Origin of the sequence: Bacterioplanoides sp. (assembly GCF_965219715.1) — a bacterium.
Lineage (GTDB): Bacteria > Pseudomonadota > Gammaproteobacteria > Pseudomonadales > Oceanobacteraceae > Bacterioplanoides.
In genome coordinates, this window is sequence record NZ_OZ244785.1 from 1,029,938 (window position 1) to 1,042,457 (window position 12,520).

General features: G+C 49.2%; 10 protein-coding genes. 2 read left to right on the plus strand and 8 right to left on the minus strand.

Translation table 11 applies throughout. From position 1 onward, the window contains the following. Positions 1-27 precede the first annotated feature (27 nt). Positions 28-921, plus strand: a complete 894-nt coding sequence (gene mtgA, locus ACOQOZ_RS05250) for a monofunctional biosynthetic peptidoglycan transglycosylase (protein WP_420591225.1) — start codon at positions 28-30, stop codon at positions 919-921. 87 nt (positions 922-1,008) lie between these two features. Here mtgA and ACOQOZ_RS05255 read toward each other — a convergent pair whose 3' ends face one another. The 3 genes from ACOQOZ_RS05255 to ACOQOZ_RS05265 form a co-directional block, all read right to left on the minus strand. Continuing rightward, positions 1,009-2,046: an NADP(H)-dependent aldo-keto reductase gene (locus tag ACOQOZ_RS05255; RefSeq protein ID WP_420591226.1), complete on the minus strand. Its 1,038-nt coding sequence runs from the start codon at positions 2,044-2,046 to the stop codon at positions 1,009-1,011. A gap of 105 nt (positions 2,047-2,151) precedes the next feature. Then, complete coding sequence (locus tag ACOQOZ_RS05260) at positions 2,152-3,774, minus strand: methyl-accepting chemotaxis protein (protein ID WP_420591227.1); 1,623 nt, start codon at positions 3,772-3,774, stop codon at positions 2,152-2,154. Positions 3,775-4,049: 275 nt separating this feature from the next. Then, positions 4,050-4,877, minus strand: coding sequence for a thioredoxin family protein (locus ACOQOZ_RS05265; RefSeq protein ID WP_420591228.1), 828 nt, complete (start codon positions 4,875-4,877; stop codon positions 4,050-4,052). A gap of 60 nt (positions 4,878-4,937) precedes the next feature. On the opposite strand from ACOQOZ_RS05265, the gene ACOQOZ_RS05270 reads away from it, so the two are divergent. Then, positions 4,938-5,582, plus strand: a complete 645-nt coding sequence (locus ACOQOZ_RS05270) for a DUF6436 domain-containing protein (RefSeq protein ID WP_420591229.1) — start codon at positions 4,938-4,940, stop codon at positions 5,580-5,582. A gap of 17 nt (positions 5,583-5,599) precedes the next feature. Here the strand turns inward: ACOQOZ_RS05270 and ACOQOZ_RS05275 are convergent, their stop codons facing one another. The 5 genes from ACOQOZ_RS05275 to purF form a co-directional block, all read right to left on the minus strand. Further along, entirely contained in the window at positions 5,600-7,603 is a 2,004-nt protein-coding gene (locus ACOQOZ_RS05275; RefSeq protein ID WP_420591230.1) for a transglutaminaseTgpA domain-containing protein, read from the minus strand. Then, on the minus strand, positions 7,600-8,604 hold the full coding sequence (locus ACOQOZ_RS05280) for a DUF58 domain-containing protein (protein WP_420591231.1): 1,005 nt from the start codon (positions 8,602-8,604) through the stop codon (positions 7,600-7,602). Before ACOQOZ_RS05280 ends, ACOQOZ_RS05275 begins: the two co-directional genes overlap by 4 nt. Positions 8,605-8,613: 9 nt before the next feature. Continuing rightward, positions 8,614-9,537 carry an AAA family ATPase gene (locus ACOQOZ_RS05285; RefSeq protein ID WP_420591232.1) on the minus strand — a complete coding sequence of 308 codons (924 nt, stop codon included), beginning with the start codon at positions 9,535-9,537 and terminating at the stop codon, positions 8,614-8,616. Positions 9,538-9,754: 217 nt separating this feature from the next. Continuing rightward, positions 9,755-10,969 (minus strand): O-succinylhomoserine sulfhydrylase, encoded by a 1,215-nt coding sequence (locus ACOQOZ_RS05290; protein ID WP_420591233.1) that lies wholly within the window; start codon positions 10,967-10,969, stop codon positions 9,755-9,757. 17 nt (positions 10,970-10,986) lie between these two features. After that, on the minus strand, positions 10,987-12,507 hold the full coding sequence (gene purF, locus ACOQOZ_RS05295) for an amidophosphoribosyltransferase (RefSeq protein WP_420591234.1): 1,521 nt from the start codon (positions 12,505-12,507) through the stop codon (positions 10,987-10,989). Positions 12,508-12,520 lie beyond the last annotated feature (13 nt).

Here is a 12,520-nt window from a genome sequence, read left to right on the forward strand (position 1 = left end):
TTTCAACGACGTAAAAAGGATCATTGGATGGAATCATGGCGGGATAAATTACTGTTCTGGATTCAGCTGCCATTTCAGCGTTTGTGGCACTGGAGCCGGACCCTGCTGCTTATTACCGGTGCGCTGGTCTGGCTCGGGATAGCTGCCGTCAGTGTGTTTACCGCACTGTTACTGAAAGATCTGCCGACCAGTGAACAAATGTCGATGGATAATCTGCAGCAGATCGCCAATCAGCGCCTGCACATGCGTGCCGAGTTAAATAAAACCTCAGCACAAAGCCGTGACGCCACTATTTACCCCTGGGTCGCTCTCGACCAGGTCAGCCGCGATTTGTTATACAGCATTGTATTAAGCGAAGACGGTGATTTTTTTGCTCACCAGGGCATTGATTATGATGCACTGCAAGCTGCACTGGCCGAAAACATCAAGCGCCGGGAATGGGCATTTGGTGCCAGCACCATCAGCCAGCAAACCGCAAAAAACCTGTTTCTCGACAGCAACAAATCACTGACCCGGAAATTTCAGGAATTAATTGCCACCCTCCGCCTGGAGCAGGCATTAAATAAAAATCAGATTCTTGAAATTTATTTAAATATTGCGGAATTTGGCCCGGACTTATACGGTGTTAAAGCCGCTGCACAGTACTATTTTGAAACCACACCCGATCAGTTAAATGCCGCGCAAGGTGCGTTTCTGGCATTATTATTACCATCGCCACGCCGTTACCACTACTCTCTGGTCAGCAATGGTAACTGGTCTCCGGCACTGCGTAAAAAGATGCAACGTATTTTACGTGATATGCGCTTTAAAGAGTTTATCAGTGCTGAGCAGTATCAGTCCTACCGCAAATGGCGCTATGCCGGTTTACCGGAAAAAAGTAATTTAGCCATCCGTGAAGCCAGCGAAAAAAGCAGCGGCTAATCCTGTCTTTAAAAACATCGGTTTAAAACGAAAAAAGCAGCCGAAGCTGCTTTTTTATTGTCTGCCCGTGATCAGTTCAACTGAGCTTTACGGACAAGGATTAGAAATACGTGCATGGATGGCATCGATTTTAGCCACGGCCTCGGCATCAAGAATAATCTGAGCGCTATCAATATTTTCCTTTAACTGATCCATATTGGTCGCACCAATAATATTCGAGGTCACAAAGCTGCGTTCAGTAACAAACGCCTGAGCCATCACCGCTGCAGACATACCTAACTCCTGTGCTAACTCAACGTATTCCCGGGTAGCCTGCTGGGCAACGTCACCAGTGTAGCGGGTGAAACGATCAAACAAGGTTAACCGGGCATTTTCCGGCTGCTGATCATTCAGGTATTTACCGCTTAACACGCCGAATGCCAGCGGCGAATATGCCAGCAACCCCATCTGTTCGCGATGAGAAACTTCCGCCAGCCCAACCTCATAACTGCGGTTCAGCAGATTGTACGGATTTTGAATCGAAACAGGACGCGGCCAACCGTTCGCATCAGCGATTTGCGCCACCTTCATGGCTCCCCAGGCCGTTTCATTAGACAAACCGTAATGGCGAATTTTGCCTTGCTGAATTAACTCGTTCAGCGCTGCCAGCGTTTCTTCCAGCGGGGTCGCGTCGTCTTCGTCCTGATGGTCATACCCCAGCTGACCAAAAAAGTTGGTCTTACGTGCAGGCCAGTGCAGCTGATACAGATCGATGTAGTCGGTTTGCAAACGCTCAAGACTGGACTCAACGGCCTGAAAAATATGTTCGCGCGTCAACTGTGGGCCACCACGAACGTGAAGCAGCCAATCGGCTGGCCCGGCGACTTTGGTTGCCAGAATAACGTTGCTGCGGTTACCGGTCTTTTTAAACCAGCTGCCGATGTAGCGCTCTGTCGAACCCTGGGTGTCCGGCTTAGGTGGTACCGGATACATCTCAGCAACGTCAAAAAAATTGATACCCTGGGCCAGAGCGTAATCCATCTGTTCATGCGCCTGGGCTTCGGTATTCTGCTCCCCCCAGGTCATGGTTCCGAGACAAATTTTGCTGACCTGCAGCTGAGTGTTTCCCAATAGACGGGTTTGCATAATAATTCACCAGTAATAACAGAATGGTTGCGGGTATTATTCATACCAGCACCCACGCTGTTAAGACAAGTGCAGGGATCTTTGTGTTGCTTCAGTGCAACAGCGTTAACAGCGACTTAAATGAAACGAATTCAGCTGAGCGTCCAATTCATCAGCCAGCCCATTCAGCGTATCACTACTGCTTAATAACTCTCTTGCAGTCTGCTTGTGGCCATCTGCAGCCTGCGCCAGGCTCAACAGGTTATGGTTCACTTCTTCGGTAACCTGCCCCTGTTGTTCAATACTGGCCGCCAACTGAATATTCATATCTTTCACATCGGTAACACTGACGTTAATCGCCGCCAGCTGTTGCTGTGCCTGATCGATATTAACCGCACATTGTTGCGTTTCCGTACTGCTCGATTGCATTACAGAAACCGCTTCGCGAGTGCCATTCACAATGGTGTCGATGACCTGTTTAATTTCGTCAGTGGCAACACCTGTGCGTTGCGCCAGCGTTCTGACTTCATCAGCAACCACCGCAAAGCCACGTCCACTCTCACCGGCACGAGCCGCCTCAATTGCCGCATTTAACGCGAGTAAATTGGTTTGTTCAGAAATACTGGCAATCACTTCTGCAACGTTGCCAATCTGACTTGCCGCGCTGTTCAGTGTTTCCACTGAATGCGCGGAATGATCGAGTTTTGAAGTCAGCTGATGGATTTGCTGGCGTGCGGTATCCATCATGGCTTCCCCCTGCCCGGCCGCGTCGGCGGCTTTATTCATGGATTGCGCCGCAGTATTAGCAGAGCCAGACATCACCTGAATGGTTTGCACCAGCTCATTCATGGCTACACTGAGCTGATCCAGCTCTTTATGTTGCTGATCGGAATTGTGCTCACCGGTTTCTGCCGATAACTGCAATTGATCGGTGGCCATAACAATCTTCTGGCTATCGCCTTTGACCAGACTTAACAGCTCCACCATACGCTGTTGCATACGGTTCATATTCAGACTGAGCTGATTCAGATCGCGGGTTTTAAATGGACGACAAGGCTGCGTCAGATCTCCCTGAGCCATCCTTTCCAGACACTTTCCGGCTTGCTCCAACGGGCGGGAAATGGTCAGCACAAAATAATGCCCTAATACGGCCATTAACAGAGCCCAGACCAATCCAAGACCAATCAACATCCAGCTTTTCTGTTGCACCAGCTGATCAATGTCGTCGATATAAATTCCGGTACCGATCACCCAGGGACGAGACGATAATAAATGCACCGCGGATAACTTAGCCGAGGCCTGATCAGCACCAGGCTTCGGCCACTGATATTCAAAAAAGCCAATACGGTTTTGTTGGGCGGCATGCAGCATATTTTTAAATAATGCATCTCCCCGTGCATCCTTAACCTGAGCCACGGATTTTCCTTCAAGCTGAGGTTTATAGGGATGAACACGCATTGTCAGATTGCGATCAAACAAAAAAAAATACTGATTATCCTGATAGCGGGCATCACGAATTACACGACGGATCAGCGTTTCTTTCTGTTCATCGGGCAACGAAGTGCGTTGTATCGCATTTACCTGACTGCTCAGAGTTTCGATCAGGCTGGCTAATTGTTGTTGTTTTTCCTGGTACAGATCCTGGCGGTATTCAGACACCTGAAATACCAGAAAAATCACACCAGAAATAAAGACACTAACAAGAATAAAACTAAGACGTTGAGAAACACTGAGATTATTCAGTGACATGCTACCCTCCCAGGATACTGCTGGATTCCTACAGGAGCCGATAAGACATCCTGCCTGGCTCTGACCATTTAACTGGCGATAAGCCTTATAATTATTTATCACCCAGATCGTAGTGATAAATATAACTGTAGACTTATTTTCAATTGTCGCCAGAAAACAATGGAATTAATTCATTGATAGAAAGAATTTCTATCAGCGCTAATGAGAAGGCCGAAAAACATCGGTGGGATTTTTTATAACGAATCAGTCAGGTTTTTTATAAGAGAACCTGACTGCTAGTTCTGACCATTCAGCCAACTAAAAAAACGACGACGGAGTTGTTGGGCAACCGCGCGATCAGACAAGGTATCAATTAATTGTAAAAACTGACGTTTTACCGTGTCAGGCGCCGATGCCTGTTGCTGCTCTAATTGCTGTAATAATTTTTCTGCGGCTAACTGATAATTTTCCTGTAGCAGCAGAGCATAAATTTCTGAATCAAATTCGTCGCCATAACTTCCGGCAATAAAACCAAAACGCTGTTGCGCCTGTTGGATTTCTGGACCGCGTAACCATTCAAAATGATCCACCTGTAATAACACCGCAATCGGAGACAGCGCTTCCTTAGGTTGCGGAAACTCAGATTTCAGTTGGTCCAGCAACGCATGAATAAGCAGAGCACGGACACGTGAATTCTCTGGCTTAACATCCAGCGTGCGTTTTAGAAAAGAAAGATCATCGGTTAACAAATGCCTGCCAGCGAAACGTTTTTGCTCCAACAACTGCACGCGGCTACCGATATCATCTTCCAGCCAGGGTTGCAGCAACGCCATAACCTGAGACTCACCACACACGCCCTGCAATCGACCAACCACCACCCCGTCTTGCAACAAGATCAGTGTCGGTAAACTGCGGACCTGATAATTTTCTGCCAGACCGGTTTGATCATCCGCATTCACTTTGACGATGTGTACCTGTCGCAAACGTTGCTGTAATGACTGCAATAGCGGCAGCATCGCCAGGCAGGGAGCACAAGAAGGTGCCCAGAAGTCCAGCAGCACCAGTGGATGCTGCTGCAATACGCCAGTCAGGCTGTCGGCGTTAAGCTCGGGAAGATGATTCAAAGCAATGAGTCCGCGGGTTTAGATTAGCTCCGAAGCGAGGGATGGGAGTATACTGCGACCATGAATACGACATCCAACGCTTCACGTAAAAACTTTCTGATTGGCAGCCTGATCACCGTCTGGCTGGCAGCAACTCTGTTAGGTCTGTGGTGGTTTCAGCAACAAACCATTCGCCCGTTTATTTCCGCCAACGACGATGCACGATTGTGGCAAGCCGCTGAAGTTGAGTCGCTGTTCCAATCGGCTGTTGCCAGGTTACCTGCGGATATGGCAGCGGATGTTGTACTGTTTCACTTCTGGAACCCGGACTGCCTGTGCAACCAGGTCAGCCAGCGGCACTTCAATGGCATCCTGCGAGAATTTGATCAGCAACAACTGAGAGTGGTGGCTATAACCTCGACCACCACCAGTACAGAGCAAATCGAAGATTTCAAACGCTTAAATGGCGAGCGAATTGATTTAATTCAACTCAGTCCGCAGGAACTGCCATTATCAGCCAGCCCGGGACTGGCGTTGTTTAATCGCATCGATGGCGAATATCGCATGGGTTACTTTGGCGCGTATGGCTTTGGTGCGTTATGCACCGTAGCCAACGATGATTTTTTCCCGAACATTATTCGTAATCTGAAAAAGGGCCCTTACGGCCCCTTTATGAATGTTGCTGGCGATGGCTGTTTCTGTGCCTGGAATCCCGCTGAAAAATAGCGGGACGTTCTGGTTTTTCAGGCTTTCTTCAGAGTTCGTCGCAGTCGTCCTGTCATTTTAATCAGCTCTCGTTCGGCTGTTTTATCGCCTTTCTCAGCGATATAGAAATAGTGAACCAGTTTGTTATTCAGCTCTCTGGCTAACAAAATCGTTGCCGGAAAAGTCTGCTCAACACGCTGTAAATACTGCCCTGGCGTTTCACCAACACGAGCTTCCAGCCCCAAGCGCTGGGCGCGCTTCTGCAGTTTATTCCACGCCTTCATAAAGCCAGAGCTGGATTTTGGCCGTTGTCCCCACCAGATAATCAGCGCACCGCCGAGAAAAACCACAGCGAACAGAGTCGCTATGCCATATAACAGTTTTTCGTAGGATTTAATCCCCAGCACACTGCTCAACAACTGACTCTGACGTTCATTGTCATAGGACAAAACCCAGCGTTGCCAATAATAATTCAGACTATCGATCTGTAATCGCAGCTGATTAATCCAGTTAACCCCTTTGAGCTTGTGTGCGGAAAATAACTGCTCATCCAGGAAGCTCCCCTCTTCCTGCATAGCCGCTTCAAGACCTAACTCAATTCGTTCCGGAGAGACCGCTGCGGTTGGATCAATACGTACCCAGCCACGATCTTTAATCCAGACTTCGATCCAGGCATGGGCGTCATACTGACGCACCGACAGGTATTTTTCTTCTTCATTCCACTCGCCCCCCTGATAACCGGCAACCACACGAGCAGGAATTCCAACCGCACGGGCAGCAAACGTCATGGCACCGGAGTAATGCGCACAAAATCCGCGGCGACTGTCGAACAAAAATTCATCGATATCGTGTTCACCCAACACCGGCGGCTTGAGGGTGTAGAAAAATGGCTGCTGGCGGAAATGATTCCATAAGCCATTCATGTATTCCGCATCACTGGCAAATTGCTGACGGAATTGCTTCGCCCAGGCCAGGGTTCTTGGATTTTTATCGGCAGGCAAACGAGTGTAATTTCTCAAGCTACGCTGGCTCAGTCCACGATGATCGACCCGAACACTGGGCCAGGAAACAACACTGTAACGCTTTCGCTGATAAACCGGGCGGCGATTTACCAACCGGTCGTCCGAGGTCATGCCGGTTCCTTTTTCAACCGCAGCCACACCGCGCAGAGCAAATAACCATTTCTGATCGGTGGGCTCCTGAATAATTTCATATTCCAGAACACCCTGTGCGTCAGCGGGCGGCTTCCAGCTTTGTGGTGCCCATTCGGTTGTAACCCGGGCAGAAGGATTCCAGCTGCGGCCATCGTAGCCATCCAGAATGACACCACGGAAATAACGCTCTTCCCTGGCTGGCACCTGATCGTCTTTAAACGACACGCGAAATGCCAGCTCGTCCGACTGGCTGAGATTAGCAATGTCTCCGGGAGACATAGAATCGGATAACCCGGTGCGCGCCTGTTCTGATTGCAGACCAACACTCCACAGCGGCCCGAGACGAGGGAACACCAGATAGATCACCAGCATAAAGGGCAGCGACACCAACAGAATCCGCAACGACAGAGTTGACGCTGTTTTGCGCTGTTTGATGCCACCGCTGTGATTTTGCTGTAGCGCAATCAGCGCCGTGGTAATCAACCAAACGACCACAATGCCAGTGGCGGCTGCCATAATTCCCTGATCAAACAGGAAACCAACGGCGAGCAAAAAATAGCAGAGAAATATAACGATCTGACCATCACGCCGGTTGCGCATTTCCAGTACTTTCAGAATTGCAGCCGCAACCAGAAAGGCCGACGCACTTTCAAGAGAAAATGATTTTCCAAACGACAATACCACCGCAGCAGTCGCAGCAATAACGGCAAGGGTTTTGACCGTTTTATTCGGATAAGGGAAACGCCCGAGGTGAACCATCCAGCGCCAGCCAGCAACAAACACCACCACAGCCCACATCCATAACGGCAGATGTAATGAATGCAAACCGAGACTGGCGGCAACCGCCAGTAAAATCCAGACCAGCGCGATGCGGGGAATGTGTTTCATGATTTATTCTCCGCGCCAGGCAAACCATCAGTAGACAAACCATAAACGGCCAGCTGTTGCAGACAGTAGTCACGGTGGACTTCGCTGTTATCCGGTTTTATCTCACTACCAGGCAAACGCAGCCCGTACTTCCAGCCATTCTGGTGTGCCTGCAATACCCAGCCGGTTAATCGCGAAATACGACTTTCCATGTTAGCAGGGGCCAGCATTTCCCAGTCAAGCCAACAGGTAGCGCCTTCGTCGCTGTCGAACTCTTTAGTCACCAGGCCTTTGCCACGCGCCAGTTGTTTCCAGGCGATTTGTTTCAACGAGTCACCCGGTTGATAAGGCCTTAAACCGTTAAAATCCTGATTACCACTTTGTTGAGACGCAGCACCCTGCAATTCTTCACCGCCTTCACCTGGAGCAAAGATAAACGGCACAAGCTCCGGCTTAGGATAAACCAGAACCTTAAAATCGAGACGCACCCAGGTCCAGGCCGTATACATGCCGACCGGAAAACGGGTTTCCATACGCAGTCGTCCGGGGTTTAACCAACCACGCTGGTGAGTACGAAGGCTGAGGCCAACAACATTGGTCTCCCCAGCCACAACATCCGCTTCAAGTTCCGGGTTATCAGGAAATCCAACCGTCAACGCTTCATGGGATTTCTTCTCGGCGGCGATAAGGCGAACCGGTAACTCAATCACATCTCCACTAAACACCGGATAGGCGTGGCCTGCCGCAATGGTCAGTCCGGATAAATTACCGTAGGTAAAATTCATCGCCGCCATGGCAACACAAAACAGCCAGAATGTAAGCGCATAAATCAGGCTGTTCTGGTAGTTGATCGCACTGACCAACATCACCAGCAGAATACCGGAAAATAACAGACCAACCCGATTTGGTACGATAAAGATGGACCTGTGATTCAGCTCGACCTGGCGGGCAGGCGGAATACGACGATCCAGCCAGCTCAGCCAGCGTTGACGCCAGGCAGCAGGAATAGGCAACTTCATCATGTTCCGAACCTAAACCAGTACCGGTACCGTATTTAATATTTGTTGCGAAACACTGTGTGCTCCACCATCAGCCGCATCTGCCAGGCGGTGATCAACCACCGCAGGCAATACAGCCTGAATATCTTCCGGCACCATATGACTACGGCCATGAATTAATGCCCAGGCTTTGGCACTGCGCAATAACGCCAACGACCCACGAGGTGATAAACCATACTGGTAACCTCCCTCATAACGGGTAAAGGCGATAATGCGTTGAATATAATCGAGCACAGAAGAAGAGGTCTGAACCTGATTTACCTGTTGCTGTAACTGCGACAGTTGCTCGTGAGAAATCACCCCGGCCAGATTATTTGCCATGGCACGGCGGTCTTTACCTTCCAGCAGTTCGCGTTCGGCTTTTTCGTGCGGATACCCCAGCTGAATACGCATCAGGAAGCGGTCCAGCTGAGACTCAGGTAATGGAAACGTCCCGGACTGAGAAACCGGGTTTTGTGTGGCAATAACAAAAAACGGATCCGGTAATGCGCGGGTTTCCCCTTCTACAGTTACCTGGCCTTCTTCCATTGCTTCCAGCAATGCACTTTGCGCTTTAGGCGTTGCCCGGTTAATTTCATCAGCCAATAGAAGCTGAGAAAAAACAGGACCGGGGTGAAAACGAAAACGACCGAGTTCAGTACCAGGCTCTTTCTCAAAGATGCTGACACCAAGGATATCGGCGGGTAATAAATCACTGGTGAACTGAATGCGATTGTATTGCAGGCTTAAGGCACTTGCCAGAGCATGGGATAATGTCGTTTTCCCCATACCCGGCAAATCTTCAATCAGTAAATGTCCTTTCGCCAGTAAACAGGCTAACGCCATTTTTAACTGAGTTTCTTTACCCAATACCACCTGATTCAGTTGGCTTAATGCCTGATCAATTACCTGGGACATGCGCGTACCTTAGTTATTATTGCGATACCCGGAAAACAAACGGAGTTTATCGGGCAAAAACTCCGACAAGAATATGTGACTCAGGTTCACTTGGAAAGGCTTGTCACGCCAATTTCGTGATAGCCGAGTTCGCTCTGTTGTTACTTTTAGCAAGATAATAAAAAACCCCATAAACGTTCAGCTTATGGGGTTCGTTTGATGCAACGGAAAGGAGCGATTACAAGCTCTGTAATCCCAACTCCAGATCTTTCTGAATATCGGCGATATTTTCCAAACCAACTGCAATACGTAACAATCCCTGAGAAATGCCAGCACGGTCACGCTCTTCATCACTCAGGCGGCCATGGGTTGTTGTCGCTGGATGAGTAATGGTGGTTTTAGCATCACCCAGATTGGCGGTGATGGAAATCATACGAGTCGCATCCACCACCTTCCAGGCTGCTTCACGTCCGCCTGCCACTTCAAACGACAATACACCGCCCGACATTGATTGCTGCTTCTGTGCCAGCGCAAATTGTGGATGAGATGGCAGTCCGCAATAATTCACTTTGGTCACAGCCGGTTGCTGCTCAAGCCATTGCGCCAACGCAAGTGCATTTTCAGTATGCGCTTTCATACGCAGCGATAATGTCTCAAGGCCCTTGGTAAACACCCAGGCATTAAACGGGCTCATGGTGGGTCCGGCTGAACGCAATACACCAATAACCGGTTCAATTAATTCATCGGAACCAACAACCGCACCACCAACACAACGTCCCTGGCCATCGATGTATTTCGTCGCGGAGTGCACCACCAGATCAGCACCCAGACTCAAAGGCCGTTGAATGGCTGGAGTACAGAAGCAGTTATCAACCACCAGCAAAATATCATTCTGATGGGCCAGTTCTGCTAATACCGGAATATCCGCAACTTCGGTAATTGGGTTGGATGGCGACTCCAGGAAAAACAGTTTGGTGTTTTCTTGCAGATTATTTTTCCAGTCGTTGATATCCAGTAAGTCGACATAACTCACCTGAATATCAAACTTCTTCAGAAATTTCTCGAACAGTACATTGGTGCTGCCAAAAACACTGCGGGAAGAAATTAAATGATCACCGGCTTTTAAGTGCGCCATACACACAGCATAAATTGCCGCCATACCAGAAGCCGTTGCAGCACAGGCTGCTCCACCTTCAAGTGCTGCCAGACGCTCCTCAAAGGTGCGTACCGTTGGATTGGTATAACGCGAATATACATTCCCTTGCGCATCGCCGGAGAAACGCGCTGCTGCTTCCGCAGCAGAATTAAATACATAGCTACTGGTCGGGAAAATAGCTTCACTGTGTTCACACTCTGGCGTGCGCACCTGGCCGGCGCGCACCGCTAACGTTTCAAACTCAGCGTTAGTCAGATCCGATTGATAGCGATCATTAAATTCTGAAAAGTCGGTCACTTTTTACTTTATCCACTTCAGGATTGTGATTCGTTGTGCAAGTCGATAGCGACATTTTCTACCGCATTGCGTTTGCCCTTGGAGGCATCATTACGTAAAGCGTGCAGGCGTGCAAAATACGTATCGTCGATATCACCAGTAATGTATTCACCGTTGAAAACCGAGCAATCAAACTGCTTCGCTTCCGTGTTACTGCCTTCAATACAGGCATCAATCAGGTCAGGAAGTTCCTGATAAATCAGCCAGTCTGCTCCGATTTCCGCTGCAATCTCTTCAGTTGAGCGATCGTGGGCAATAAATTCTTCTTTTGCCGGCATATCAATGCCGTAAACATTCGGATAACGCACCGCTGGTGCAGCAGACGCAAAGTACACTTTTTTCGCACCGGCTTCGCGTGCCATCTCAATGATTTGTTCGCAGGTTGTACCACGAACAATAGAGTCATCAACCAGCAATACATTCTTGCCGCGGAATTCCAGATCCAGCGCATTCAGTTTTTGCTTAACCGATTTTTTACGCTGCTGCTGGCCCGGCATAATAAAAGTACGGCCAATGTAGCGGTTCTTCATAAAGCCTTCGCGGAACTTCACACCCAGACGGTTAGCCAATTCCAGCGCGGAAGAACGACTGGTATCCGGAATCGGGATAACCACGTCGATATCATGATCCGGGCGCTCACGCATAATGCGCTCCGCCAGTTTTTCACCCATATGCAAACGGGCTTTATAAACCGACATACCATCAATAATGGAATCCGGACGGGCGAAATAAACGTGTTCAAAAATACACGGCACCAGCTGCGTATTTTCTGCACACTGCTGGGTAAATAATTCGCCCTGCTCGGTAATCACAACGGCTTCACCCGGAGCGATGTCGCGCTCAATCTTGAAGCCCGCAGCATCCAGAGCAACCGACTCAGACGCCACCATATATTCTTTACCGTTTTCGGTCTCTCGACTGCCATAAATGGCCGGACGGATACCGTTAGGATCACGGAAAGCGATAATGCCGTAACCACAAATCATAGCAACAACGGCATAACCGCCACGTACACGTTTGTGTACTCGTTTGACCGCTTCAAAAATCATTTCCGGAGTTGGCTTTAACTGATTCTGACGCTGCAGTTCGTGAGCGAAAACGTTCAGTAATACTTCGGAATCTGACGTCGTGTTCACATGACGCAGGTCGGCGCGATAAATATCTTCGGCCAGTTCGGCGGTGTTGGTCAGGTTACCGTTGTGCGCCAGAGTAATACCGTAAGGCGAGTTCACATAAAACGGCTGAGCTTCTGCTGAGCTGGAGGAGCCTGCCGTAGGATAACGAACGTGACCGATTCCAATATTGCCAACTAAACGCTGCATATGACGGGTACGAAACACATCACTAGCCAGACCATTGTCTTTACGCAGATACAATTTGCCTTCGTTACTGGTAACGATACCAGCGGCATCTTGCCCACGGTGCTGCAAAACTGTCAGAGCATCATAAATGATCTGGTTGACATGGGTTTTAGCAACGATACCCACTATTCCGCACATGCGCGTATAACCT